Source organism: Nosocomiicoccus massiliensis, from assembly GCF_002871345.2.
Classification (GTDB): Bacteria; Bacillota; Bacilli; order Staphylococcales; family Salinicoccaceae; genus Nosocomiicoccus; species Nosocomiicoccus ampullae_A.
Map to the genome: position 1 here is coordinate 316,420 of NZ_CP136964.1, position 24,805 is coordinate 341,224.

General features: G+C 33.6%; 32 protein-coding genes and 1 riboswitch. Of the genes, 27 read left to right on the top strand and 5 right to left on the bottom strand.

Annotated elements, in window-relative coordinates; genetic code table 11:
• Nucleotides 1–9 precede the first annotated feature (9 nt).
• From CJ229_RS01590 to CJ229_RS01630, 9 genes are all read left to right on the top strand, one after another.
• Nucleotides 10–900 (top strand): penicillin-binding protein 2, encoded by an 891-nt coding sequence (locus tag CJ229_RS01590; protein ID WP_317846601.1) that lies wholly within the window; start codon nucleotides 10–12, stop codon nucleotides 898–900.
• A gap of 123 nt (nucleotides 901–1,023) precedes the next feature.
• Nucleotides 1,024–2,202 carry a penicillin-binding transpeptidase domain-containing protein gene (locus CJ229_RS01595; RefSeq protein WP_317846602.1) on the top strand — a complete coding sequence of 393 codons (1,179 nt, stop codon included), beginning with the start codon at nucleotides 1,024–1,026 and terminating at the stop codon, nucleotides 2,200–2,202.
• Between the two features lie 120 nt (nucleotides 2,203–2,322).
• Entirely contained in the window at nucleotides 2,323–3,297 is a 975-nt protein-coding gene (locus CJ229_RS01600) for a PstS family phosphate ABC transporter substrate-binding protein (protein ID WP_246827334.1), read from the top strand.
• 16 nt (nucleotides 3,298–3,313) lie between these two features.
• Nucleotides 3,314–4,231, top strand: coding sequence for a phosphate ABC transporter permease subunit PstC (pstC, locus tag CJ229_RS01605; protein WP_068128307.1), 918 nt, complete (start codon nucleotides 3,314–3,316; stop codon nucleotides 4,229–4,231).
• Nucleotides 4,231–5,106, top strand: coding sequence for a phosphate ABC transporter permease PstA (gene pstA, locus CJ229_RS01610; protein WP_040928354.1), 876 nt, complete (start codon nucleotides 4,231–4,233; stop codon nucleotides 5,104–5,106). Before pstC ends, pstA begins: the two co-directional genes overlap by 1 nt.
• Nucleotides 5,107–5,206: 100 nt before the next feature.
• Nucleotides 5,207–5,947, top strand: a complete 741-nt coding sequence (gene pstB / locus CJ229_RS01615) for a phosphate ABC transporter ATP-binding protein PstB (protein ID WP_246827362.1) — start codon at nucleotides 5,207–5,209, stop codon at nucleotides 5,945–5,947.
• A complete protein-coding gene (phoU, locus tag CJ229_RS01620) occupies nucleotides 5,947–6,582 on the top strand; it encodes a phosphate signaling complex protein PhoU (protein WP_068128308.1) in 636 nt (211 codons plus the stop codon). The genes pstB and phoU overlap by 1 nt, the downstream gene beginning before the upstream one ends.
• A gap of 79 nt (nucleotides 6,583–6,661) precedes the next feature.
• Complete coding sequence (locus CJ229_RS01625; protein WP_068128310.1) at nucleotides 6,662–7,222, top strand: 5-formyltetrahydrofolate cyclo-ligase; 561 nt, start codon at nucleotides 6,662–6,664, stop codon at nucleotides 7,220–7,222.
• Complete coding sequence (locus tag CJ229_RS01630; RefSeq protein ID WP_070456454.1) at nucleotides 7,219–8,646, top strand: rhomboid family protein; 1,428 nt, start codon at nucleotides 7,219–7,221, stop codon at nucleotides 8,644–8,646. The genes CJ229_RS01625 and CJ229_RS01630 overlap by 4 nt, the downstream gene beginning before the upstream one ends.
• A 30-nt stretch (nucleotides 8,647–8,676) precedes the next feature.
• Here the strand turns inward: CJ229_RS01630 and CJ229_RS01635 are convergent, their stop codons facing one another.
• Nucleotides 8,677–8,910 (bottom strand): DUF2759 domain-containing protein, encoded by a 234-nt coding sequence (locus tag CJ229_RS01635; protein ID WP_040928349.1) that lies wholly within the window; start codon nucleotides 8,908–8,910, stop codon nucleotides 8,677–8,679.
• 87 nt (nucleotides 8,911–8,997) lie between these two features.
• On the opposite strand from CJ229_RS01635, the gene CJ229_RS01640 reads away from it, so the two are divergent.
• The gene (locus CJ229_RS01640; protein ID WP_070456455.1) at nucleotides 8,998–9,621 is read left to right on the top strand and encodes an MBL fold metallo-hydrolase; all 624 of its coding nucleotides are present in this window, start codon (nucleotides 8,998–9,000) and stop codon (nucleotides 9,619–9,621) included.
• Nucleotides 9,622–9,668: 47 nt separating this feature from the next.
• On the opposite strand, the gene CJ229_RS01645 is transcribed toward CJ229_RS01640, so the two are convergent.
• Nucleotides 9,669–9,914, bottom strand: a complete 246-nt coding sequence (locus CJ229_RS01645; RefSeq protein ID WP_040928347.1) for a DUF2626 family protein — start codon at nucleotides 9,912–9,914, stop codon at nucleotides 9,669–9,671.
• 156 nt (nucleotides 9,915–10,070) lie between these two features.
• On the opposite strand from CJ229_RS01645, the gene CJ229_RS01650 reads away from it, so the two are divergent.
• From CJ229_RS01650 to gcvPB, 10 genes are all read left to right on the top strand, one after another.
• Nucleotides 10,071–11,063, top strand: coding sequence for an ATPase, T2SS/T4P/T4SS family (locus tag CJ229_RS01650; protein ID WP_102167334.1), 993 nt, complete (start codon nucleotides 10,071–10,073; stop codon nucleotides 11,061–11,063).
• Nucleotides 11,035–12,081 carry a competence type IV pilus assembly protein ComGB gene (gene comGB, locus CJ229_RS01655; RefSeq protein WP_083302002.1) on the top strand — a complete coding sequence of 349 codons (1,047 nt, stop codon included), beginning with the start codon at nucleotides 11,035–11,037 and terminating at the stop codon, nucleotides 12,079–12,081. The genes CJ229_RS01650 and comGB overlap by 29 nt, the downstream gene beginning before the upstream one ends.
• 10 nt (nucleotides 12,082–12,091) lie before the next feature.
• Nucleotides 12,092–12,421 (top strand): competence type IV pilus major pilin ComGC, encoded by a 330-nt coding sequence (comGC, locus tag CJ229_RS01660; protein WP_068128320.1) that lies wholly within the window; start codon nucleotides 12,092–12,094, stop codon nucleotides 12,419–12,421.
• The gene (locus tag CJ229_RS01665; protein WP_168162104.1) at nucleotides 12,399–12,830 is read left to right on the top strand and encodes a type II secretion system protein; all 432 of its coding nucleotides are present in this window, start codon (nucleotides 12,399–12,401) and stop codon (nucleotides 12,828–12,830) included. Before comGC ends, CJ229_RS01665 begins: the two co-directional genes overlap by 23 nt.
• Entirely contained in the window at nucleotides 12,820–13,083 is a 264-nt protein-coding gene (locus CJ229_RS01670) for a hypothetical protein (protein ID WP_070622136.1), read from the top strand. Before CJ229_RS01665 ends, CJ229_RS01670 begins: the two co-directional genes overlap by 11 nt.
• Nucleotides 13,046–13,468, top strand: a complete 423-nt coding sequence (locus tag CJ229_RS01675; RefSeq protein WP_068128324.1) for a competence type IV pilus minor pilin ComGF — start codon at nucleotides 13,046–13,048, stop codon at nucleotides 13,466–13,468. The genes CJ229_RS01670 and CJ229_RS01675 overlap by 38 nt, the downstream gene beginning before the upstream one ends.
• A 153-nt stretch (nucleotides 13,469–13,621) precedes the next feature.
• Nucleotides 13,622–14,098 carry a shikimate kinase gene (locus CJ229_RS01680; RefSeq protein ID WP_070456460.1) on the top strand — a complete coding sequence of 159 codons (477 nt, stop codon included), beginning with the start codon at nucleotides 13,622–13,624 and terminating at the stop codon, nucleotides 14,096–14,098.
• An 88-nt stretch (nucleotides 14,099–14,186) separates the two neighbouring features.
• A riboswitch (glycine riboswitch) is annotated at nucleotides 14,187–14,278 on the top strand.
• 67 nt (nucleotides 14,279–14,345) lie between these two features.
• Nucleotides 14,346–15,422, top strand: coding sequence for a glycine cleavage system aminomethyltransferase GcvT (gene gcvT / locus CJ229_RS01685; RefSeq protein ID WP_102167333.1), 1,077 nt, complete (start codon nucleotides 14,346–14,348; stop codon nucleotides 15,420–15,422).
• 27 nt (nucleotides 15,423–15,449) lie between these two features.
• Nucleotides 15,450–16,793, top strand: a complete 1,344-nt coding sequence (gene gcvPA / locus CJ229_RS01690) for an aminomethyl-transferring glycine dehydrogenase subunit GcvPA (RefSeq protein ID WP_068128328.1) — start codon at nucleotides 15,450–15,452, stop codon at nucleotides 16,791–16,793.
• Nucleotides 16,786–18,270 (top strand): aminomethyl-transferring glycine dehydrogenase subunit GcvPB, encoded by a 1,485-nt coding sequence (gene gcvPB, locus CJ229_RS01695; RefSeq protein WP_068128329.1) that lies wholly within the window; start codon nucleotides 16,786–16,788, stop codon nucleotides 18,268–18,270. Before gcvPA ends, gcvPB begins: the two co-directional genes overlap by 8 nt.
• 38 nt (nucleotides 18,271–18,308) lie before the next feature.
• Here gcvPB and CJ229_RS01700 read toward each other — a convergent pair whose 3' ends face one another.
• Nucleotides 18,309–18,692 carry a rhodanese-like domain-containing protein gene (locus tag CJ229_RS01700; protein WP_068128333.1) on the bottom strand — a complete coding sequence of 128 codons (384 nt, stop codon included), beginning with the start codon at nucleotides 18,690–18,692 and terminating at the stop codon, nucleotides 18,309–18,311.
• 80 nt (nucleotides 18,693–18,772) lie between these two features.
• Between CJ229_RS01700 and CJ229_RS01705 the strand changes: the two genes are divergently transcribed.
• Complete coding sequence (locus tag CJ229_RS01705) at nucleotides 18,773–19,588, top strand: lipoate--protein ligase family protein (RefSeq protein ID WP_070622135.1); 816 nt, start codon at nucleotides 18,773–18,775, stop codon at nucleotides 19,586–19,588.
• Between the two features lie 20 nt (nucleotides 19,589–19,608).
• On the opposite strand, the gene CJ229_RS01710 is transcribed toward CJ229_RS01705, so the two are convergent.
• Entirely contained in the window at nucleotides 19,609–19,830 is a 222-nt protein-coding gene (locus CJ229_RS01710) for an SA1362 family protein (protein ID WP_068128337.1), read from the bottom strand.
• Nucleotides 19,831–19,842: 12 nt separating this feature from the next.
• Nucleotides 19,843–20,403 (bottom strand): coiled-coil domain-containing protein, encoded by a 561-nt coding sequence (locus tag CJ229_RS01715; protein WP_070622134.1) that lies wholly within the window; start codon nucleotides 20,401–20,403, stop codon nucleotides 19,843–19,845.
• A gap of 108 nt (nucleotides 20,404–20,511) precedes the next feature.
• Here CJ229_RS01715 and CJ229_RS01720 point away from each other — a divergent pair, with 108 nt between their 5' ends.
• The 6 genes from CJ229_RS01720 to nusB all read left to right on the top strand — a co-directional run bounded on the left by CJ229_RS01720 (nucleotide 20,512) and on the right by nusB (nucleotide 24,804).
• A complete protein-coding gene (locus CJ229_RS01720) occupies nucleotides 20,512–21,570 on the top strand; it encodes a M24 family metallopeptidase (protein WP_102167332.1) in 1,059 nt (352 codons plus the stop codon).
• Between the two features lie 12 nt (nucleotides 21,571–21,582).
• Complete coding sequence (gene efp, locus CJ229_RS01725; RefSeq protein ID WP_040928337.1) at nucleotides 21,583–22,140, top strand: elongation factor P; 558 nt, start codon at nucleotides 21,583–21,585, stop codon at nucleotides 22,138–22,140.
• Between the two features lie 103 nt (nucleotides 22,141–22,243).
• A complete protein-coding gene (accB, locus tag CJ229_RS01730; protein WP_102167331.1) occupies nucleotides 22,244–22,705 on the top strand; it encodes an acetyl-CoA carboxylase biotin carboxyl carrier protein in 462 nt (153 codons plus the stop codon).
• Nucleotides 22,705–24,054, top strand: a complete 1,350-nt coding sequence (gene accC / locus CJ229_RS01735) for an acetyl-CoA carboxylase biotin carboxylase subunit (protein WP_068128496.1) — start codon at nucleotides 22,705–22,707, stop codon at nucleotides 24,052–24,054. The genes accB and accC overlap by 1 nt, the downstream gene beginning before the upstream one ends.
• Before the next feature lie 10 nt (nucleotides 24,055–24,064).
• The gene (locus CJ229_RS01740; protein WP_083302000.1) at nucleotides 24,065–24,418 is read left to right on the top strand and encodes an Asp23/Gls24 family envelope stress response protein; all 354 of its coding nucleotides are present in this window, start codon (nucleotides 24,065–24,067) and stop codon (nucleotides 24,416–24,418) included.
• An 11-nt stretch (nucleotides 24,419–24,429) separates the two neighbouring features.
• Complete coding sequence (gene nusB / locus CJ229_RS01745) at nucleotides 24,430–24,804, top strand: transcription antitermination factor NusB (RefSeq protein ID WP_102167330.1); 375 nt, start codon at nucleotides 24,430–24,432, stop codon at nucleotides 24,802–24,804.
• The last annotated feature ends 1 nt before the right edge of the window (nucleotide 24,805 follow it).

The following is a 24,805-nucleotide window of genomic DNA, read 5'->3' on the forward strand; positions in this document are numbered from 1 at the left end:
TTGAAGCGTGTGAGACGTGTTAGGAAAAAAAGCTCTGAAGAGATTAAATATCAGTTATTTAAGTCGAGAGCAAATACTTTAGTATTTATTGTTTTTATATCATTTATAATTTTAATTCTTCGCCTCGGACAGTTACAAGTCATTCAGGGTGAGTCTTACCACGAACGCGTTGAAAACGCACAATACGTTAAGATCAATCAAAACGTACCACGTGGTGAGATTTATGATCGAAACGGTAACGTACTCGTTAAAAATAAATCCGAACGTGCAATTTTCTTTACGAGACATCGCAACATGTCTAATAGTGAAATTATGGAACTAGCCAATAAGCTATCTAATTATTTGGAGATGGATGAAGAAAATTTAACGTTACGTGATAAGCAAGACTATGCATTAAACAATTATTTTGATGAGTTACTAAAAGAAATGCCTAATGAGGCCACATTACTTGATGACGGTAATATATCTAGAAATGATTTTAATGAAGCGGTATATGAGAACATTAGTAATGAATATTTAGACTCATTACTTACTGAAGAAGATAAAAACATCATATCTATATATACGAGAATGATCGTCGCAACAGAATTAGATCCCGTTACTATTAAAGGAAGTAACGTCACAGAAAAAGAGTTCGCTACAATTAATGAAGATCTCGATAAGTTAGAAGGAATTACAACTGGAATGGACTGGAAAAGAGAATATCCTTATGGTTCAACACTACGTACAATTCTTGGAGACGTAAGTTCACCGAAAGAAGGACTACCTAAAGAACTCTCTGATTATTATAAATCACTTGGATACTCTCAAAACGACCGTGTCGGTAAATCATATTTAGAGTTTCAATATGAGGATATTTTACGTGGTGAAAAAGAAGAGGTTAAATATTCAACAGATTGAGCAGGTCGTATTATCAATCAAGAAGTTGTAAAAGATGGTAAACCTGGTAACGATTTATATTTAACAATCGATATCAAATTACAGCAAGAACTAGAAAAAATTGCAGAGCATCATTTAAAAGAAATGCGTAATTTAGCAGAAGCTGCAAAACAACGTGCGGATTTAAATGGCGATATCGAATGGGACATTCGACCAGAGTTTTTAGATACTGTGACTCTTGTCGTACAAGATCCATATAATGGTGATATTTTAGCGATGGTTGGTAAACATATTAATAAAGACGGAGATATTGAAGATTTTGATTATGGTACATTTGCTGTGAGTTATGTACCAGGTTCATCCGTTAAAATTGGTACGGTTGTTACAGGTTATCAAAACGATGTTCTACAACCTGGAGAATCACAAGTCGATGAACCACTCGTATTTGCAGATGGTACGAACAAATCTTCATTCTTTAACCGTGACAATAGTTACAACGTAGACGATCAACACGCTTTAATGGTATCTTCGAACGTTTACATGATTAAAATCGCACTTCGTTTACTCGGCTTAGAATACGATCGTAATATGCCACTGCCAAGTGATATTTCTAACGATGCATATAAACTAAGAAATGGGTTAAATCAATTTGGACTTGGTGTGTCAACAGGTATTGACTTACCTAATGAAGAGACAGGTATTTCTCCACCACTAACTAATAACCCTGGGAACTATTTAGACTTAGCGATTGGACAATATGACACGTACTCTACACTACAGCTTTCACAATATATTTCTACAGTTGCGAACGGTGGTAATAGAATGCAATCACACCTTGCAAAAGAAATTAGAGAGCATAATCCAAATGAACCAGGAAAAGTAATACGCTCGTTCAATGGTAATGTTTTAAATACTGTCATGATGACTGACGCTGAAAAAGAACAAATTTCTAAAGGGTTATATGATGTATTTAATACCCATCATCAATCGACGGATAGATACGGAACAGGATGGGATGCGTATCATGAATTAGAACCAAAAGCTGCTGGTAAAACAGGAACTGCAGAAGCGTATCGTGAAGGAGTTTCAGTTTTAAACCAAACGTATATCGGATATGCACCATATGACAATCCAGATATGGCATTCTCTATTATATGGCCAACGACACCGATGACGATTCCATTCTTCCCAGCCCAATATATGGGAAGAGATGTTATCCAAAAATATTATGAGCTTGAATATGGTGCGCCTAAAAAAGATTACTACAAATATAATTTAGATGAATTTTACAGACGAATTAAAGCAGGCACGTATGATAGTTAGACTACTGAAAATTTTCAGTAGTCTTTTTTGATTTTACATATTCTTTACAATACGTTTATTTAAAATTTAAAAACGACCTGTACTATGTAATCATAATCAAAACCATTTGGAGGAATTAAATTGAAAAAGCAAACTTTAAGCGTAGCAATGATGTTAGTTCTAGGAGGTACACTTGCAGCATGTAATAATGATGCTGAAAATGATGACAACAATGCATCAAATGAAACAAGCACAGAAACGAACGAAGAAAAATCTTCAGTCACTGAACAAGCGATTGTTGGTGACGGTTCAAGCACAGTGTTCCCTATCTTAGAAATCGTCAATGAAGACTACAATGCTGAATACGGAAGTGCAGCAGAAATTGGAGTATCTGGTACAGGTGCTGGGTTTGACAGATTTATCGCAGGTGAAACAGATTTCCAAAACGCTTCACGTCCAATTAAAGATGAAGAAAAACAAGCGTTAGAAGACGCAGGTATTGAATACACTGAATTAGAAGTCGCGATTGACGGTTTAACTGTAGCAGTTAACAAAGACAACGATTTTGTAAAAGACTTAACATTTGAAGAGTTATACAAAATCTACTCAGGTCAAGCTGAAACATGGGCGGATGTTCGTAGTGACTTCCCAGATGAAAAAATTGTTGTATATGGTCCAGACCAATCTCACGGAACACATGACTTCTTTAAAGAAGAAGTCATGGATGATGAAGACATTCAAGGTGAGTTAATCCAAGATACAAACCAAGTAGTAAACGCAGTTACATCTGATAAAAATGCAATTGGTTTCTTCGGATATAACTTCTACTTAAACAACAAAGATAAGTTACAAGCAGTAGCGATCCAAGGTGAAGATAGCACAGAAGCTGTTGAACCAACAGAAGAAAACGTTAAGAGTTATAAATATCCACTTTCAAGAGCATTATACGTGTATGTTGCGGATGAGAAAGTGAAAGAAAACGAATCGTTAAGTCAATTCATTGAGTTCTTATTAGATAATGCATCAGTAGCTGCTGAAGATTCTGGTTACGTAGCATTAGACGAAGAGAAGCTTAATGAGCAAAAGGATAAGTTCAAAGAGATTATTGGGAACTAATTAAGTAGGGATTTATATGAAGGATTTAAGTATACAACAACAAATAGAACGAAAAAAACGTTCAAAAACTCTTGAGAAAGCAGTACCTATCGTACTGTTTTCTATTACTATTGTTTCAGTATTAACAACAATAGGTATTTTATATACATTAATTTCTGAAACATTCCATTTTTTAAGAGAAGTATCAATTGTGGAATTTTTAACGAGTAAAACATGGAACGCTTTTAGTAGCACGCCAACATTCGGTATATTCCCATTAGTCTTAGGAACGTTAAAAATAGTTGTTATTGCGACATTGTTTGCTGTTCCAACAGGTGTATTTTCAGCAATTTATTTATCTGAATACGCACCAAAATCAGTGCGTAAAGTATTAAAGCCAACATTAGAAGTGTTAGCTGGTATTCCAACAGTTGTATATGGGGCATTTGCGATCACAGTGGTCACACCGATGTTACAATCTATTTTTTCATCGATGGGCCACTTTAATGCAATTAGTCCGGGACTTGTTGTTGGAATTATGATTTTACCAATGATTACAAGTTTAACTGATGACGCGATTACGAGTGTACCTGATGCAGTTAGAGAAGGGTCTTATGGACTCGGTGCAACGCAGTTAGAAACTGTTTTTAAAGTAGTCTTACCGGCTGCTTTATCAGGGATTTTAGCGTCAATCGTACTTGCAACAAGTCGAGCTATCGGTGAGACGATGATCGTTTCAATTGCAGCAGGGTCAACACCAAATAGCAGTTTCAACTTATTTGAGTCACTTCAAACGATGACAGGGTTTATCGTACAAGTGACGTCTGGTGATGCAGCATTCGGTTCTCAAGTGTATTACAGTTTATATGCTGTTGGTATCACGCTATTTATATTTACTTTAATTATGAACGTATTAGCAATGTGGATTGCAAAAAGATTTAGGGAGGAATACTAATGGCTATGGATGAAGCAGTATTAGTCAAAAGACAATCAAAGCGTCGAATGCTGAATTCTATTATGAGCAAAGTATTCTTCTTATCAACGATGATCGGTATTGTTGTGTTAATTATTCTTTTAGCATCGATTTTAAAACAAGGTGTCGGTGCGTTATCTATTGATTTCTTTACTAACTTTAGTTCAAGTCGACCAGAAAGAGCAGGAATTAAGGGTGCCTTAATTGGTACTTTATGGTTAATGGCTCTAACAACACCTATAGCAGTTATATTATCTGTCGGAACAGCTATTTATTTAGAAGAATATGCGCCGAAAAACAAACTCACTCACTTTATCGAAGTGAATATTTCGAACTTAGCCGGAGTACCATCTGTCGTATTTGGTTTACTTGGTTTAACAATATTTGTAAGACAATTTGGCTTAGGGAATTCAGTTCTCGCTGCGAGTTTAACGTTAGCGCTAATGATAATGCCGGTAATTATCGTATCGAGTAAAGAAGCATTACGTAGTGTGCCAAATTCTATTCGAGAAGGTTCAATCGGACTTGGTGCATCTAAATGGCAAACGATTTATAGAATCGTTTTACCTGCAGCAGTACCTGGTATTATAACGGGTATTATACTAGCGGTATCTCGTGCAATAGGTGAAACAGCGCCACTCGTTGTAATTGGAATTCCAGTTGCATTATTAGCGACTCCAAAAAGTGTTTTTGATTCATTCCAAGCACTTCCAATGCAAATATATAACTGGGTAAAAATGCCACAAGAAGCGTTTGTTAGTTTAACATCAGCTGGAATTATCGTATTACTCGCGATGTTATTACTCATGAACCTTGTCGCAGTACTCATAAGAAATAAATATTCAAAAAGATTTTAGGTGAAATAAGATGGAAGTAAAAGTAAAAGAAGACAATAAAGTAAAAGATATATTAACTCAAGATCAAACTTTAGATAAAACTTCTGGTAAAGAAGTATTTATGACAAATAATTTAAATCTTTGGTACGGAGACACGCATGCATTAAAAGATGTAAACTTAGCATTTAACGAAAAAGAAATTAGTGCGATTATCGGACCATCTGGTTGTGGTAAATCGACTTTCATTAAGACGTTAAACCGAATGGTCGAGCTCGTTCCTAACGTTAGAATTGAAGGAGATATTTTATATAGAGAACAAGATATTTTAAATAAAAAAATGTCTCTTGAATCGTTAAGAACAAAAGTTGGAATGGTGTTCCAAAAGCCGAACCCATTCCCAAAATCTATCTATGAGAATATCGTGTACGGTCCAAGAGTACATGGTATTAAAGATAAAAAGACACTCGATGAAATCGTTGAGAGAAGTTTAAAACAAGCAGCACTTTGGGACGAAGTAAAAGATCGTCTTAAAGATAATGCATATGGTCTATCAGGCGGACAGCAACAACGTTTATGTATTGCTAGAACACTCGCGATTGAACCAGATGTTATATTAATGGACGAACCGACAAGTGCACTAGATCCAATCTCTACAATTAAAATCGAAGATTTAATGCAAGAGTTAAAAGAAAAATATTCGATTATTATCGTGACACACAACATGCAACAAGCAGCTCGTGTTTCAGATAAAACGGCATTTTTCTATAACGGATCGGTAATCGAATATGATGATACTAAAGTCATCTTTGAAAACCCTCGTGATCAACGTACAGAAGATTATGTAACAGGTAGGTTTGGATAATGAAGCCGAGACAAAATTTTATTAATAATTTAGATGAAGTCACTTCATATGTTTTTAGATTATCAAACGAAGTAGAAAAAAGAATTGATAAACTCATTCACTGTATAGAACATAGAAATGTAGATGCGCTAAAAGATATTTCTAAAGAAGATATTGTTGTCAATGACTTAGAGCTTCTAATTAATGAAAAGATTATATCTTTAATTACATTAGAAGCACCAGTTGCCTCTGATTTAAGAATGTTAATCTCTTATATTAAAATCGCAGAAGATTTAGAGCGAGTGGCAGATAACGTTGTAAATATTGCAAACGTAAGTGCTGAATATAATATCGGTTCAGAAGAAATTATCAACAAATTTAAGTCGATGTTACAGCTGTCAAAACTCATGCTTTCAGATGCGACCGTTGCCATGGAAACAAAAGATTTAGCTTTAATTAAAGAACTATTATCTAGAGACGAAGATATCGATATGCTTTATATCGATACGACGTCAGAAGCAATCGAAAAAATTGAAGATAAAGTCATTATGAGTCAAGTTGTGTTAATCGCTAAATATATTGAACGTATCGGTGATCACTTAGAAAATATAAGTGAACATCTATACTATTACTTGACTGGTAGACAGTATCAATAAAACCACTTTATAAAAGTGGTTTTTTTATTTAAACTATTATAATAATATCTGTTAAAATGAAGAGAGAAAGGATGTCTCCATGAGTAAAAAAGAACTACGTCACGAGATGATTGTAAAGTTAAAGTCACTTAATCCAACGGATAAAAGACAAAAAGAACAGAATATATATCAATCTTTAAAGAAATTTATACACGAACACAGTATAAACTCTGTTGGGATTGTTTTATCGATGCCACATGAAATTGATACGCTTCCGATTATTGAATACTTAAACGATAATAATATTGCTGTATATGGTCCAAAATCGAACTATAAAACAAAAGAAATGGACTTTTATAGAGTGAATAGTGCTGATGAAATTTTCAAAGATGAAAAAGGGATTTTTATACCAACATCAAACGAATTAAATAACGACGTCGATTTACTAGTCGTCCCAGGAGTTATATTTAATGATAAAGGTTATCGTACGGGCTATGGTGGTGGCTTTTACGATAGATTTTTAAAGGGTTATCAAGGAAAAACTGTGTCAATTTTATTCGATGAACAGTTCGGTGAGGTGATCGTTGAATCACACGACATGCCTGTCGATTATTTAATCACGCCGACAAAAAATATTAACGCAAGAGAGAATAGACTATGATTAACAAATGGCAAGCAGCGTATGAAATTGTACGTTATACAAAATATGTATTTTCACGTTATGACGAAGTTGCAGACACGATTTGGTTAAAAAACAGAAAAAATCGTTCACTAATGATTTTAGTTGATGGTCAATTTGAGGATGAAGAAATTGAAACTACAACTAAAATATTATATGACAATAAAGCGAATATCGATGCAGCTGTCGATTTTAATGTAAGTAAAATATATGTCCACTATATCGATTGTGAACCATTTAAACGTCAATTTAAGTCTAAAGCTCTAAAAGTTATTCACACAGGTACGGATAGTATTGCAAATGTCATATTAAATCCATTCTATAAAATAGATACGAAATATAAAAAATCTAAACCGCTAGATTGGTATAAGAAGCGTGTTTTATCAAGTAACCCGCTTGAAACGTATCTAATTAAATTTACACCGATGACGTTGATACTTATAATGATCAACACACTCATCTTTTTAACGAATTTATTTTATATTCATATACGTGATTCAGTCCACATCACGAACAACTTAGGTTTAACACATCACGGAGTCAATCAAGATACGGAGTTTTATCGACTCATTTCGAGTGCGTTTTTACATGCAGATGTCGAACACTTTTTATTTAATATATTTGCGATATACGTCCTAGGTAAATTTGTTGAATCGATATACGGCTCTACGAAAATGCTTATAACTTATGTTTTAACGGCAATCGTAGCAAATATTGTTTCTCTTGTGTTTATTACAAATGCACTTTCTCTAGGTGCAAGCGGGGCAACTTACGGTATGATGGGGCTACTCGTTATACATCTACTTGTTTATAAAAAAGTTCAAAAGAAACTCATATTTCAAGTACTCGTTGCCTTTGTTGTCATTGGTATTTTAACGAGCTTCTTTAGTAACATTAATCACTATGCGCATGCAGGTGGGTTTATATATGGGCTTATATTAGGTGTTATTTATAACTTTAAAAAAGTAGATTTCAAAATTGCTATCGGAGCATTTATCTTAATGATTGTTTTACCGGTGTCTATGTGGATGATCCAACGAGATCATGTATCATATCAACCGTATGATGAGGAAGCACTCCGTTATTTTTATGAAAAGGATTACACTCATGCTCTCGAAAAAGTGAACGAAACATTTAAATATGGAAACGAGACGAGTATGAGTTATTATATACTCGGTAAACTTTATGAAGTTGCAGGGGATGATGCAGCCGCTGAGGAAAACTTTAATGTCGCTTTTGAGCTCGATCCAAAGAATGAGTATGTATTAAAACGTAAATTGTTAGAATTACGTAAAAACCAAGACTTTGAAGCGATGGCAAAACTTAGTGAGGATGTTAATGTAAATAAAGTAAAAGATGAAGAACTTTCAGTCATACTTGAAGAATTAAGTTTTAGAGGATATTAAAAAGCTCGCGAATATTCGCGAGCTTTTGTTTTAAAGGTCTGGATAACCAAATGTAAAGATTGTTGCGAGTGAGAAGAATCCGAATGTTGCGATTCCTGCGATACTAAAAATAATACCTAGAATGTTTTTAGATCTTACCGCGTTTATTAATGCGTATACACTTAAAACTGCAATAAGTAACATTAATAGTGACATCGTGTTTACACCAATGTGAATCGATGTACCACCAATTTTAAACAGTTCACCTGTATTAATAAAAGGCATTTTTAATCCCCCAATACTTTTAACATTACGTTAACTCTATTGTATAATTGATACATGTAAATGTCTAGACTATTTTGAGGTGACACTATGGAAATCATTACATTACCACTTGGAGCGTTAAATACAAATTGCTATATTGTTTATAATGAGAAGAAAGATTGTTTGATTTTTGACCCAGCAGATAATAGTGATGAAATTATTCGTACAGTTGAGGAACACGACCTAACCGTCAAAGGAATTTTACTTACTCATTCACATTATGATCATATCGGTGCGTTAGAGGAAGTATCAAAACACTTTAATTTGCCTGTATATATGAGTGAACAAGAGTCAGACTGGTTACTTGATCCGACTAAAAACGGTTCGATTCGTTTTATCGAAGTGATTACTGCTGACGTTGAGAGAGTTTATGTTGGTGAAGGGGAGCTTTCAATTGGAGAATTTGACTTAAAAATACTTCATACGCCAGGTCATTCTCCAGGGAGTTTAAGTTATATATTTGAAAACGATATGTTTATTATTTCTGGAGATGTGCTCTTTAACAAAGGTGTTGGCCGTACAGATTTATATGGTGGTAACACAGAAGCGGTTATGCATTCAATTAAAGAGAAGTTATTTAATTTAAATTTAGAGTATGACGTCTATCCTGGTCACGGTATGCCAACGACATTGCTCGAAGAAAAATACGAAAATCCTAACATAATATGGTAAATAAAAAAAGAGAGTTCAGACAAACGTCTGAACTCTCTTTTATTTTTTTACTGGTTACCAAATGCTGGTTCCATAAGGAAAGTTGAATAGTAAGTAAATCCAACAAAGAATAGCATGAGGTAAGCTGCGAATACATACATATACATTCTTTCAGTCAGTTTCATATATCCAAGTAATATAAAGAAACCAGTTTGACCGATGAAGAAAAACGCCATTTCTGTCATATCACCGACATAGAATAAAATCGCAAAGATTGCTGTCCAAAAACCGAGCGTTTTAAATACTTTATCCATCGTAATCCTCCCACCAAACCATAATCTATTAACTTAATTATAATCAACTCTAATCGATAAGTAAATACCAAATCAGGAATTGTAAATTCTTAAAACTTTTAAAAATAAAAAAAGATAAAACCGACTTTTTGAGCATATGTGTATAGGAGGGATGAAATGGAGAATCTTTTACACCATTTATTAAAACAAAGTATATCTGATTCTTATACAGATATACATATTACATTAGAACACTCACACGGTTTAATTAAAATAAGACAATTTGGCAAAATGAAAAATTTCGCTTGTTGTAATACGCATACGTACAAACAGTTCGTTAATTATTTAAAATTTATTGCTGAACTCGATACGAATGAACATAGAGTCCCCCAAAGTGGCCGAATTGAAAAAGATGTAGATGACGTAACTGTGAATATTAGAATTTCAACGTTGCCTACCTCTTTAATGAATGAGATCGTCGTGATTCGAATTTTAAATAGTGCAAAAGACATCCCTTCTGAAAAGTTATTTAGGAGGTCTGATGAATATAGTCATTTAAAGGAATTGTGTCTGAAAAAAGATGGATTAGTACTATTTACTGGACCAACTGGATCTGGTAAATCGACTGTGATGTTTCGATTGTTAAATGATATTAGAAACGTTGGTGACAAACAAATTATTACGATTGAGGATCCAATCGAATTTGATTTACCAAACATTATACAAGTTGAAATTAATGAAAAAGCAAAACTAGACTACGCACCGATTCTAAGGGGAGTAATGCGCTGCGACCCTGATGTTATTATGTTCGGTGAAATTAGAGATTCAACAATTGCGACAGAACTAGTTAAAGCGAGTCTTTCGGGTCATTTAGTTTATTCAACGTTTCATAGTAATAGTGCATATAGTGCGATACTTCGACTTAAAGAATACGGAATTTACAATGAAGAGCTTGCTGAATCGATACAAGCAATTATAAATCAGAGAATTATTCATAATAAAAAACAATCTTTTATTCTATATGAATATATTACAAAAAACGATATTAAAAAGATATTGAGTGGTGAATCGATACGTTATGACACGATACAAGATAAACTTAAACAATTATATGAAAACAACTTGATAGAGGCGAATACGTATGAAGCATATAAAGCGTTTGAAAAATAAATTAAAACAGTACGATGCAGAATTTCTTAAAAAGCTCGCGCATCTATTAAGTAATGGTTTTACTCAAAAACAAGCATTAATTTTTTTAGTAGAACAATATGAAGTTCTAAATATCAAAGATAAAACAAAGCTGTTAGAGCTCATACGAGATGGTAAAAATTTAGAAGAAATACTCACATATATTGGTTATAGCCCTGCAATACTTGCTCAAATTAGATTTTCTGCTGTACACGGTGATTTAATTAATATTTTAGAATCGTGTTACTCATATATCACCAAGCGTAGACAAACGATTAAAAATTTAATGAAGTCACTTCAATATCCGATTATTTTAATCTCTATATTTATAGTGATTTTAATCGTATTAAATTACACTGTTATTCCACAGTTCAATACACTATACGAAGCGATGGGTACACATAAAAGTAATTTGATGACAATACTTACATTCATGCTGAACGTATTACCGAAAATCGTACTCGTTATCATATCAATTGCTATGATTTTTCTAATGTATATATCAATCATATTGAGGTCTAATAATATAGAGTTAAAACAATCTCACTTATTAAAACTACCAATTATTAGCACTTACTATAAATATAATGTGACGTACAAGTTCTCAAGAGAATTAGGGCTCATGCTAAGTAACGGCATTGAATCAAAAGAAATTGTAAATATATTAAAAAATCAAAACTTGGATAATGAATTAAAGTATTTAGGACAAACTATAGAGAAGTTATTATTGTCAGGTTTTTCGATGAGTGAAGCGGTTAAACAAATTCCACTCATCGATCAACGTATAATCCCATTCATTCAGCACGGAGAATATAATTCAAACGTCGGTAAAGAATTAAGTCTATATAGTGAATATGTCCTAGAAGGAATTATTTTTAAACTTGAAAAATTAACAAAGCGTATTCAACCGATCATATTCGTCATACTCGGTTTACTCGTTATTTGTCTATATCTCGTTATTGTATTACCTGTATTTCAAATGATGTCTGACTTAAATTAGGAGGAAAACAATGAAATTTAATATTAAAAAACTAATTCAAAAAAGTAAACAATCAGAAGGATTTACGTTAATAGAAATGTTACTCGTACTACTCGTCATCTCCGTGCTTATCATCTTAATTATCCCAAATATTGCAGCACAATCTAAAAACGTTCAAAACACTGGCTGTGACGCGCAAGTTAAGATGGTTCAAAGCCAGATTGAGGCATATACGTTAAATGAAGGTGAAACACCAACTAACATTAACCAATTAGTGCCAAATTACTTAACAGATAAGCAAACATCATGTGCCAATGGAACAGGGATCACAATTGTTAATGGACAAGCTACAAAAGAATGATGGATTTACGATGATTGAAATGATACTTACATTATTTATTGTAAGTATCATTTTATTATCTACAATTACCTACATCCCAAGATATAACGAAAACAATTATGAAGATGAACTAAAAAATATAGAATACATATTTCAAAACGCCCAAATTAGAGCTCGTACGTATGATACATATCAACACGTTATTATCTATCATTCGACGAATGAAATTGTTCTGAAAGACTATAAACAATATTATGAAAAAAGGTATCAGCTTACATCTTGTTTTATCGTTGAAGGTGGATTAGAAGACGTCATTTACTATCCAACAGGAAATACATCAAAATTTGGCACGATGATATTAAATTGCGATGGCGATGTTATTAAGATAATATTTCAAATTCAAAAGGGGAGGTATCGTATTGAAAGATGATGGTTTTTTATTAATCGATAGTGTCATCTCGTTGAAAATTATGCTTATAATTACGACGATTTTAGTGCCAACAATCATTCATTTAAACCATGTAGACAAACAAGCAGATAATAAACTTGAAATGTTAAGGAGTCTTTATATAGAGATACAAAATAGTGAGGATCAAGATGATTTCTTAAAAAGTGAACGTTATTTTATAAGAGGTGATGAAATTTGTGAAGCGTCTGCAAATAGATGCATTAAAATTAAATGAAGGTTTTACATATATTGAAATGTTACTGAGTCTATTTGTTCTATCTATGATCTTATTTATAACTATTCCAACGATACGACTATTTGGTTCGATTGAATTAAATGAACAGAGTTTTGATATCGATGTTTTTATAGAAGACATTTTTGAAGTAGAAACAAATAAGAAAGATATTGTAATTACAAAAAACAGCCTTACTTTTGATAATGAACACGGAACGATTACGTATCGACTATCTAATAATCGTATTGTCAAATCGATAGACAAAAAAGGCTTTATTCCTTTGATGACGAACGTCCTTGAATTCAACGTTACAGAAGATAAACATCATGTATATATTATGATTGAAGAAGGCGATGAAACATATGAAATGTATATTAAAAAATGATGGATTTATAAGTGTCACATCGTTAATCATATTAGGTTTTATAACAAATGTTTTCTACACATATTATATGCGCTTATATATGATCATTGAGATTAAAATGAATCTTATTTATTATTATGAAAGTAAGGTTAAATTGTTTTTAGGAGCATAGCTATGATATTAATAGGATTTATGGGTGTTGGTAAAACAACTGCTGGTCAAAAGTTAAGTGAGATAACACAAAAGGAATTTATAGACTTAGACGTATATATAGAAAACAAGCATCAAAAAATATCTGACATATTTAAAAATTACGGTGAAAGTGTATTTCGGAAATACGAATATGACGCACTAAAAGAATGTTTAGATGTAGACATACTATCTACTGGTGGTGGGATTGTAGAATATGAACCGTCTCTCAATCTTTTAAAAGAATCTACTCAACTAGTGATCTATATCGATGCACCGTTCGAGGAAATATATAAACGTATTAAAAATGATAGCAGTAGACCCAATGCATTAAGATCATATGAAGAATTACAAGATTTATATGAAAAACGTAGACCTCTATATAAGAGCATTGCTGATATTACGATAAGGAACGAAACGACGGTAGATGAATTAATTCACAAACTTTTAATCGTTGAATAATTGAGTTAACAGTATTTAAGTTGCAATTTGTGAATATAGTATATATAATGAATTCGGATACAAAATCATTGAAAATTGATGTTTTCGGTTGAACGATGTCGGAGAGAACGTATAATTACGTCGCCGAAGGAGCAAGCCTTTTTAGGTGAATCTCTCAGGCAAAAGGACGATATCGTGACGAATCCTGAAGATATTTCAACAGGGCACTTTTTAATTAAAGTGTCCTTTTTTTTATAAAAAGGGGGATATTATGAGTGAACTAAAGAAAACACCACTTAATGATTATTATCGTGAAGTTGGTGCAAAACTTGTAGATTTTGGCGGCTGGGAAATGCCTGTTCAATTTACGAGTATTATTGATGAACATAACGCTGTACGCGAAGACGTTGGTATTTTTGATGTCTCTCATATGGGAGAATTCAAAGTTACAGGTAGTGAAGCAGTTGACTTTTTAAACTACGCATTAACAAATGACGTATCTAAATTAAAAGTTAATCGTGCGCAGTATACGACAATTTGTAACGAAGACGGTGGAGTAATTGATGATTTATTAATTTATCGTCTAGATGACAATACGTTCTTCTTAGTTCCGAATGCTGGAAACAAAGACACAGATTATGAATGGTTAACTAAGATTGATGGCTATGACGTAGAAATATCAGATGAGTCAGATGATTACGCTGTAATCGCAATTCAAGGGCCAAATTCAAGAGCGATGGTACAAAAACACGTTGACGAAGATCTTTCAGAGATGAAAATGTTCGACGCAAAACAAAATGTATCACTTGCTGGACAAGAAGTACTATTATCTCAAAGTGGTTATACAGGAGAAGATGGTTTTGAAATTTATATGAAGCCAGATTCATTAGAAGAATTATGGAAACTATTCAAAGATGATGGTGCAACTGAATGTGGTCTTGGTGCGAGAGATACGTTAAGACTTGAAGCTGGTTTACCACTTCACGGTCAAGATTTATCTCCAGAAATTACTCCAATAGAAGCAAGAATCGGATTTGCTGTAAATGCAAACAAAGATAAATTTATTGGTAGTGATATCTTAAAAGATCAAAAAGCAAATGGTGCTCCACGTCGTTTATCCGCATTTGAAATGACTGGTAAAGGTATTCCAAGAACTGACTATGAAGTATTTGATACTGAAGGTAACAAAGTGGGATACGTTACAAGTGGTACAAAATCACCATCCTCTGGTAAAGCAATTGGATTTGCTTTAGTAGACACTGACTTCTATGAAGACGGTAAGGAATTTATCGTTAAAGTTCGTAAACGTGAAATTCCAGCTCAGTTTGTTAAAAATTTTAAATAAAACATTAAACTTTTAAGGAGTGTAAATATGAGTCATCGTTATTTACCAGTAACAGAAAAAGACAAGCAAGAGATGCTAGATGTCATTGGCATTAAAGATGTTAATGAACTATTTTCAGATATCCCTGAAGAAGTAAGATTTAAAGGCGATTTAAATATTGAACCAGCTAAAGATGAACATTCACTAGTGAGAGAAATGACGCAAATTGCTAACAAAAACATTACGTCAGTTACTCACACATCATTTTTAGGTGCAGGTGTATATGATCATTATATTCCTTCGGTTGTAGATTCTATTATCTCTAGATCCGAATTCTATACTGCATACACACCATATCAACCTGAAGTTTCTCAAGGTGAATTACAAGCAATCTTTGAATTCCAAACGATTATCTCAGAATTAACAGGCTTACCAATTGCAAACTCATCAATGTATGATGGAGCAACTGCATTTGCTGAAGGTGCAACGATGGCTGCTGGTGCAACGAGAAAGAAAAAAGTTGTTGTATCAGGTGCAGTTCATCCTCAAACGTTAGAAGTCGTCAAGACTTATGCAAACGCTCAAAATGTAGAAGTAGTTGTCGCTGATTTAGACGGAACTAAGACTGACTTAAAACATCTTGAAGAATTAGCAGATGAAGACACAGCAGCAGTAATGGTACAATATCCAAACTTCTTTGGTTCAATTGAAGATTTAGAAGCAATCGAAAAGATTGCACATAAGCATAAAGGGTTATTCATTGTAAACTCTAACCCACTTGCACTTTCATTACTTACACCTCCAGGTGAATTCGGTGCAGATATCGTTACTGGGGACACACAAGTATTCGGTATCCCGTCACAATTCGGTGGACCACACTGTGGATACTTTGCAGCGACTAAAAAATTAATGAGAAGAATGCCAGGACGCCTTGTCGGACAAACTAAAGATGACGAAGGTAACCGTGGTTTCGTATTAACTTTACAAGCACGTGAACAACATATTCGTCGTGAAAAAGCGACTTCAAACATCTGTTCAAACCAAGCGTTAAACGCTCTAGCATCATCAATTGCAATGAGTGCTTTAGGTAAGTATGGTGCGGTAGAGATGGCAGAAAACAACATCCAAAATGCACATTACGCAAAAGAAGCGTTTAAATCAGCTGGGTTTGAAGTATTTGGTGATATGAACTTTAACGAGTTTGTCGTTAAGTTAAACAAAGATGTCACTGAAATTAATGATGAGTTATATGAAGACGGATTTATCGGTGGTTATGATTTAGGATTAGACTTTGAAGCGTTCAAAAATCATATGCTAATCGCTGTTACAGAACTACGTACAAAAGATGAAATTGACGCGTTTGTTGAAAGGTTAGGTGCTTATAATGGCTAAAAAAGGTTCAAGCCCATTAATTTTTGAAAGAAGTATTGAAGATCGTTATGCATATTCGTTACCTAAACTTGAAATCGAGAAAAAAGAACTTTCTAGTTTATTAGATGATAAATTTATCCGTAAAGAAAAAGCTGAGTTACCAGAAATTAGTGAACTTGATTTAATTCGTCACTACACTGAACTCTCAAACAAAAACTGGGGAATCGACTCAGGATTCTATCCATTAGGATCTTGTACGATGAAATACAACCCTAAAATTAACGAACAAGTTGCTCGTCTTGCTGGATTTGCTTATTCACATCCATTACAAAACGAAAAAGCAATCCAAGGATCATTAGAAGTAACTTATCGTTTACAAGAATCATTAAAAGAAATTACTGGGATGGATGAAATCTCATTACAATCAGCAGCAGGAGCTCAAGGTGAGTGGACAGCTTTAATTATGATTAAAGCATTCCACGAAGCAAACGGCGACTTCCAAAGAACAGAAGTAATTGTTCCAGACTCAGCACACGGAACAAACCCAGCTTCAGCAACAGTTGCTGGATTCGATTCAGTTACAGTTAAATCAAACGAAGACGGAACTGTAGATATCGAAGACTTAAAACGTGTTGTAAGTGATAAAACTGCAGCAATCATGTTAACTAACCCGAATACTCTTGGTCTATTCGAAAAAGATATTTTAGAAATTAGAGATATCGTACACGGTGCGGGTGGTAAGTTATACTATGACGGCGCGAACTTAAACGCGATTATGGCTAAAGTTCGTCCTGGAGACATGGGCTTTGACGCAGTACACTTAAACTTACACAAAACATTCACTGGTCCACACGGTGGTGGTGGTCCTGGTTCAGGTCCTATCGGAGTTAAAGCGGACTTAGCGAAATTCTTACCAAAACCTCACGTTAAAAAAGAGGGAGATACGTATAAACTCGATAACGATATTCCACAAAGTGTTGGGCGCGTAAAACCTTACTTTGGTAACTTTGCGATTTACTTACGTGCATACACGTACATCAGAACGATGGGGCCAGAGGGGCTTAAAAAGGTTTCTGAAGATGCAGTGTTAAATGCGAACTACATGATGAGACGTCTTGAAGGTACTTATCATTTACCATACACACAACACTGTAAACACGAATTTGTTTTAAGCGGTGTGAATCAGAAGAAAGAAGGAGCACGTACTCTAGATATAGCAAAACGTTTATTAGATTACGGTTATCACCCACCAACAATCTACTTCCCACTTAACGTTGAAGAAGGTTTAATGATTGAGCCTACTGAAACAGAGTCGAAAGAAACGTTAGATGGATTTATCGATGCATTACTAAATATCGATAAAGAAATCAAAGAAGATTTAGACTTAGTATTAGAAGCTCCACATACAACAGTAATCGGAAGACTTGATGAAACACTTGCAGCACGTCATCCAGTATTACGTTATGAAAAAGAAGATATTATCGAAGATAAAAAATAATTGAAAAAGCGATTCGAATTTTTCGAATCGCTTTTTCTTTATTTAGAATTAATTTTACCAGTCCATTTAGCGATACCACTTTTTAATACGTAAATATCTTTATGACCCTGTTTCTTTAAAATTCTTGCAGCTCTTAGCGCTGTACGACCATTTTGGTCGTATAAGTGTACAGGTTGGTCTGTACGTAGTGATTTCGCTCTCGTATTAAATGTGCTTAGAGGGATGTTACGCGCACCTAATATATGTCCGTGCTTATAAGAATCTTTTTCTCGTAAGTCGACGAGTTGCACTTTACGTAAGTTTTGACTAAATTCTTCTTCACCTACAATATTAACTCCTCTAACACTTAATACAGCATTAATTATAAATAAAACTATTAAAATAGCTAAAACAATTAATAAAATTATTGTCGTAGTACTCACACAATCGCTCCTTTTTAGATACAATATATATTATAGTGTGTTTGTCACAATTTTAAAAGTGTAATCTGGGGGAGAGAAATTTGACAGCAAAATGGAGTTATATTAAAAGTGGTAAACAAGATGCGTTTTATAACATGGCGCTAGACGAATTACTCATGAAGAAAGTTGAGAAGGGTGAGATTAATCCAGTATTACGTTTGTATGAGTGGGAAATCCCAACTCTGTCAATCGGTTATTTTCAAAAGATACATAGAGAAATCGATGTTGAAAAAGTAAAAGAGTATGGCTACCAGCTCGTAAGGCGTAAAACGGGTGGTCGCGGTGTATTACACGATAAAGAACTAACGTACAGTCTCGTGTTACCTGAAAATTACGAAGGAATGCCACATACTGTAACAGAAAGTTATAAAGTATTATCGATGGGATTACTAGAAGGGTTTAAAAATTTAGGTTTAGACGCTTATTTTAGTATTCCGGAAAAAACTAAAACAGAAATACGTTCGAGCGTATGTTTTGATACACCGAGCTGGTATGAACTTGTCGTTGAAGGAAGAAAAATCGCAGGAAGTGCACAGACAAGAAATGATGGTGTTATTATGCAACACGGTTCAATACTTCTAGATGTTGATATCGATCATCTATTTGATATGTTTAAATTTACAAATGAACGTTTTAAACAAAAAATGAAAAGTGATTTTAAATCAAAGGCTGTTCCGATTAATGATCTAACAGACAAAAATATAACAGTCGATGAATTATACATAGCATTTAAAGACGGATTTGAAAAAGGATTATCAATGACAACGACGGAATATACGTTAACAGAAGACGATTTAAACCAACTTGACGTCTTAATCGAGAAATACAAATCTGAAGAATGGAATTATAAACGATAATAAAAAACGTAAGTTTAGAATTAATCTCTAAACTTACGTTTTCTTTTCGTTTTACGGACCGCACGTCTATATTTTCTTTCGTCTTCAGATAAAATGAAGAAGTAATATATACCATAAAAAATTAAACCAATAATGACTAAAGAAACAGCCATATTAAATATTAAATTAAAAACAGTATCTAAATTAGTGAGAAGACCAATAATTGCTATGATAATTACGATATAAAATAATATTTTTTTCAATTGAATCAACCTTTATAAATATTTATTGAGATCTTTGATTTTATTCAGCTGTTTTTCGATATTCTTTTTATCATCTTTACCAATCGCTTCGTTTAAAGTGTTAATCTCTTTAAGTAAGTTACTATTAAACACTTCTATTTTATTATGTTGCCGATTTAACATATCTTGAAGTTTTAATTCATCTACGTCGCTGTTATATGTGTTTATAATCTCTTTTAAATTAGATTCGATATTAGAAACGGTACGTCCGTCAATATCCTCTTCTTCCTTAAAGTTTTCCGCTTCTATTGAAAGAACATCTAACTCTTTTTTAACACCATTTGCATATACACGGACGACATTTTGATATTTAGAGATGTTAGTATCTTTCTTATCACGACTAATACGTGAAATTTCTTCTTCTATATTTTTAAAATCATCTTTCAGTTTTTGATTTTCAACTTCAACAGAGTGTAGCTCCTTTTCAAGCTGTTTAACTCTATTAGATTTTTCTTCATATTTTTCATTTAAATTTTCTGGTGAGCAAGCTACTAAGCAAAGTGAGATTGCTCCAATATATAATGATTTTTTCATTAGAATCCCTCTCAATACTTTATTATTCTACCATTTCTTTAAAATTATTAAAAAGAAAATGAAAAGTCTTTTAAAATACGGTAAACTACGGTTAAGGAGTGATTATGAATGAGCATTATCGAAAAAACAAAAGAGTTACTAAAGAAATATGAAATAGATGCGCTAATCGTATCTAGTACTCACAACAGAAGATACGTCTCAGGGTTCACAGGATCAAGTGGCGTAGTAATAGTAACTGATGAAGGACAGTACTTAGTATCTGATTTTAGATATAATGTACAAGGACGTGAAGAAGCACCTGATTTTGAATTCGTGTTACAAAAGGGAAGTTTAACGTCGTTTGTCATCGAATTTTTAAAAGAAAAAGGCGTTAAAAAACTCGCGTTTGAAGCAGCCTATACGAATTATAATGAGTACAATACATTAAATGAGCATTTTGAACTCGTACCGATTAACAACGAGTTTGAAACTTTCCGTATGGTTAAATCAAATGAAGAAATTGAAAAAATTAAAGTCGCTTGTAAAATCGTCGACGAAGCATATGAACGTATTTTAAAATTTGTAAAAGTCGGTATGACAGAGTTAGAAGTTAAAGCTGAGCTAGAATATATTATGGCGCAACTCGGTTCAGAAGGTCCGAGCTTCGATACGATAGTAGCGAGTGGTCATAGAGGGGCATTACCTCACGCAACACCTTCAGAAAAAGTTATTGAAGATGGAGATCTTGTGACGTTAGACTTCGGTGCAACTTATAAAGGGTATGTTTCAGATATTACACGTACGTTTGGTGTCGGTAATGTTTCAGACGAACTCAAAAAAGTGTATAATATTGTATTAGAAAGTCAGTTAAAATCTTTAGAAATAATTAAAGCTGGATTTACTGGTAGCGAGGCAGATAAGGTAGCTAGAGATATTATTGATCAAAATGGATATGGTGAAAACTTTGGTCACTCACTCGGTCACGGAATTGGTCTAGAAGTACATGAAGGTCCAGGACTCGCAAAAACTGTCGATACAATGTTAGAAGAAAATATGATTATTACGATCGAGCCAGGTATTTATGTTGAAGGACTTGGTGGCGTTAGAATTGAAGATGACGCGCTCGTAACTAAAGATGGACTTCAAAAACTGACACATAGTAGTAAAGAGTTATTCATAATCAAGTAGGAGGATAATTTAATGATTTCAGTAAACGATTTTAAAACAGGACTTACAATTGAATTTGATAACGGTATTTGGAGAGTTATTGATTTCCAACACGTTAAGCCAGGAAAAGGTGCGGCGTTTGTACGTTCTAAATTAAGAAACTTACGTACAGGTGCAATTCAAGAAAAGACGTTTAGAGCAGGTGAAAAAGTCGGGACAGCACATATCGATAACAATAAGATGCAATTCTTATATAACGATGGTGACGGATATGTGTTCATGGACAATAACACGTTTGAACAAGTAACGATTCCAAAAGAACAGTTAGAACATGAAATTAATTTCTTAAAAGAAAATATGAACGTGTCTATTATGACGTATGAAGGTGAAACTTTAGGTGTTGAACTACCAAAAACTGTAGAGCTTGAAGTAGTAGAAACAGAACCAAGCATTAAAGGGGATACTGTTTCTGGTGCGACAAAAGAAGCGAAACTCGAAACAGGTTTATCTATTCAAGTACCACTATTTGTCAATAATGGTGACGTACTTGTAGTAAATACTGAAGAAAGTTCATACGTTTCAAGAGCATAATCTTTTTAAAAGCAGATATTTTATCTGCTTTTTTTAATTACCATTTGAATTGGTCATACCACTAAAGTAAAATACTATTATAAACAGTTTAGGAGATTTGATTATGAAATTAGAATATATAGACCAACTCATTGAAAAAATGGAAACAGCTAATTTAGTTGAACTCACATATAAAGACAAAGAAGTGGATATTAAACTTAAGCGTGAATCAAAAGTGCCACAATATCAAGCGCAACCTGTACAACCAGTACAGTCTGTCGAAGCACCTATTCCACCAGCGCCAGTAGCAAGTGTTCCAGAAACTAGCGCTCCTGCTGCTGATACTTCAAACATTCATACGATTAAAGCGCCGATGGTTGGAACATTTTATAAGAGTCCATCACCTGAGGCAGATCCTTATGTTCAAGTCGGCGATAAGATTGAAAACGATACGATCGTATGTATTTTAGAAGCGATGAAACTATTCAACGAAATTGAAGCAGAAGTTTCCGGTGAAATTGTAGAGATTTTAGTTGAAGATGGAGAAATGGTTGAATATAACCAACCATTATTCAAAGTTAAATGATAAAAAAAGTATTAATCGCAAACCGAGGAGAAATTGCAGTACGTATTATTCGTGCGTGTCATGAACTCGGTATTGAAACAGTGAGCGTATACTCAGAAGCGGATAAAGATAGCTTACACCGGAAACTCGCAACTGAGTCGTATTGTATCGGCCCTAAATTATCTAAAGACAGTTACTTAGATATGATTAGTATCATAACAATCGCTCAAAATACAAACTGTGATGCAATCCATCCAGGGTATGGCTTTTTAGCTGAAAACGTCGATTTCGCAGAGATGTGTGATGCGAGTAATTTAATCTTTATCGGTCCACATTATAAAACAATCGCTTTAATGGGTGTTAAGGACGTTGCAAAGGATACGATGCAAAAAGCAAATGTCCCGACAGTTCCAGGATCTGATGGTGTTGTAAAATCACTAGACGATGCAAAGAAAATTTCAGAAGAAATCGGATATCCTGTCATTATTAAAGCAAGCTACGGTGGTGGCGGTAAAGGTATTCGAGTTGCACGTAACGAGAAAGAGTTAATTCAAAACTACAAGTTAACTGAACAAGAAGCCGAAAGTGCGTTTGGGAACAAAGATTTATATATCGAAAAATATATTAGCAATTTTAGACATATTGAAATCCAAGTACTTGGTGATTATCACGGAAATGTCGTTCATCTTGGAGAAAGAGATTGTACTGTTCAACGCCGTATGCAAAAGTTAGTTGAAGAAGCTAAAAGTCCAATTATTTCTGAAGAAGTTCGAGAAGAAATGGGGCAAGCAGCAGTTCGTGCAGCGAAATTTATCGACTATGTCAACGCAGGGACGATTGAATTTATATATGATCTCGATGAAGAAACGTATTACTTTATGGAAATGAATACGAGAATTCAAGTCGAACATCCTGTTACAGAAATGATTACAGGGATTGATTTAGTTAAAATGCAAATAAAAATTGCAATGAGAGAAGAAATACCATTTACTCAAGAAGACATTGAGTTTAATGGACATGCGTTTGAATTCAGAATTAACGCAGAAAATCCTTATAAGAACTTTATGCCTTCTGCTGGTAAAATTACGAAGTTTAAAGAACCAGGTGGATTCGGTGTACGTTTAGAAACAGCTTGTTATCAAGGATATACAATTCCACCATATTACGATTCGATGATTGCAAAACTTATCGTATATGGAAAAGACAGAGACGACGCATTACAGATTGCACGTCGCGCGTTAGATGAATTCATCGTTGAAGGTATTAATACGACGATACCATTCCATCAAAAAATTATTAATAATGAAGCGTTTATTAATAACGATTATAATACGAATATGCTAGAAAACCATGATATAATGAGTGAATGAGGTGATTATAGTGGAAGTATTAGGACACGATGAATCCATTGGTAAAATTAAGATTTCAACAGAAGTACTTGAAGTTATTTCAAGTATCGCTGTTTTAGAAACAAAGGGTGTTTCATCTTTACAAAATAACTTAGCGAGTGGAACAATTGAAAAAATTGGTAAGAAATATCGCGGCAAAGGTATCCGTGTAGATGAGTCAAACGGATATTTAAAAATTTCTGCGTACGTCAATCTATCTGACGGTAAAAATGTGCATAAGATTGCAGAAAATATCCAAGAGAATATTAAACAATCTATCTCAACGATGCTCGATATTAATGTAATTGATGAAATTAATGTTCACATCGTAAATATTGCGAAGTAATAGGTGTTTTTATGAATAGACATGAACAAAGAATTAAAGCATTTCAAATACTGTTTCAAATCGATAATGACGCAGTGTCATTAAAAGATGTGAAATTTAAAGAGATGTATAATAAATATGATTATATTAAGCAATTAGTAGATTATTATATTGCTCATCAAAATGATATTGATGATAAAATTAGTAGTTTACTAAAAAACTATACGTTAGATCGTATTAGCAAAGTCGATAGAAATGTCTTACGTATATCAGTGACGGAGATTCTTTCTACAGATATACCGAAAAAAGTGATTATTAACGAAGCTGTAAAAATCACAAAAGTCTATAGTGACGTAAACAGTTTTAAATTCGTAAACGGTGTGTTAAAAAACTTTAAAAACGAGTGAT

What these genes read in the sequence shown, in the direction of transcription:
- CJ229_RS01665 (WP_168162104.1), top strand. Translation starts at nt 12,399, where the DNA reads ATGGACAAGCTACAAAAGAATGATGGATTTACGATGATTGAAATGATA.
- pstB (WP_246827362.1), top strand. Translation starts at nt 5,207, where the DNA reads ATGACAAATAATTTAAATCTTTGGTACGGAGACACGCATGCATTAAAA.
- CJ229_RS01595 (WP_317846602.1), top strand. Translation starts at nt 1,024, where the DNA reads ATGCGTAATTTAGCAGAAGCTGCAAAACAACGTGCGGATTTAAATGGC.
- CJ229_RS01635 (WP_040928349.1), bottom strand. Translation starts at nt 8,910, where the DNA reads ATGCCTTTTATTAATACAGGTGAACTGTTTAAAATTGGTGGTACATCG.
- accB (WP_102167331.1), top strand. Translation starts at nt 22,244, where the DNA reads ATGAAATTAGAATATATAGACCAACTCATTGAAAAAATGGAAACAGCT.
- gcvPA (WP_068128328.1), top strand. Translation starts at nt 15,450, where the DNA reads ATGAGTCATCGTTATTTACCAGTAACAGAAAAAGACAAGCAAGAGATG.
- gcvPB (WP_068128329.1), top strand. Translation starts at nt 16,786, where the DNA reads ATGGCTAAAAAAGGTTCAAGCCCATTAATTTTTGAAAGAAGTATTGAA.
- nusB (WP_102167330.1), top strand. Translation starts at nt 24,430, where the DNA reads ATGAATAGACATGAACAAAGAATTAAAGCATTTCAAATACTGTTTCAA.
- pstA (WP_040928354.1), top strand. Translation starts at nt 4,231, where the DNA reads ATGGCTATGGATGAAGCAGTATTAGTCAAAAGACAATCAAAGCGTCGA.
- comGC (WP_068128320.1), top strand. Translation starts at nt 12,092, where the DNA reads ATGAAATTTAATATTAAAAAACTAATTCAAAAAAGTAAACAATCAGAA.
- CJ229_RS01645 (WP_040928347.1), bottom strand. Translation starts at nt 9,914, where the DNA reads ATGGATAAAGTATTTAAAACGCTCGGTTTTTGGACAGCAATCTTTGCG.
- CJ229_RS01640 (WP_070456455.1), top strand. Translation starts at nt 8,998, where the DNA reads ATGGAAATCATTACATTACCACTTGGAGCGTTAAATACAAATTGCTAT.
- CJ229_RS01715 (WP_070622134.1), bottom strand. Translation starts at nt 20,403, where the DNA reads ATGAAAAAATCATTATATATTGGAGCAATCTCACTTTGCTTAGTAGCT.
- CJ229_RS01680 (WP_070456460.1), top strand. Translation starts at nt 13,622, where the DNA reads ATGATATTAATAGGATTTATGGGTGTTGGTAAAACAACTGCTGGTCAA.
- CJ229_RS01630 (WP_070456454.1), top strand. Translation starts at nt 7,219, where the DNA reads ATGATTAACAAATGGCAAGCAGCGTATGAAATTGTACGTTATACAAAA.
- CJ229_RS01650 (WP_102167334.1), top strand. Translation starts at nt 10,071, where the DNA reads ATGGAGAATCTTTTACACCATTTATTAAAACAAAGTATATCTGATTCT.
- efp (WP_040928337.1), top strand. Translation starts at nt 21,583, where the DNA reads ATGATTTCAGTAAACGATTTTAAAACAGGACTTACAATTGAATTTGAT.
- phoU (WP_068128308.1), top strand. Translation starts at nt 5,947, where the DNA reads ATGAAGCCGAGACAAAATTTTATTAATAATTTAGATGAAGTCACTTCA.
- CJ229_RS01720 (WP_102167332.1), top strand. Translation starts at nt 20,512, where the DNA reads ATGAGCATTATCGAAAAAACAAAAGAGTTACTAAAGAAATATGAAATA.
- comGB (WP_083302002.1), top strand. Translation starts at nt 11,035, where the DNA reads ATGAAGCATATAAAGCGTTTGAAAAATAAATTAAAACAGTACGATGCA.
- pstC (WP_068128307.1), top strand. Translation starts at nt 3,314, where the DNA reads ATGAAGGATTTAAGTATACAACAACAAATAGAACGAAAAAAACGTTCA.
- CJ229_RS01625 (WP_068128310.1), top strand. Translation starts at nt 6,662, where the DNA reads ATGAGTAAAAAAGAACTACGTCACGAGATGATTGTAAAGTTAAAGTCA.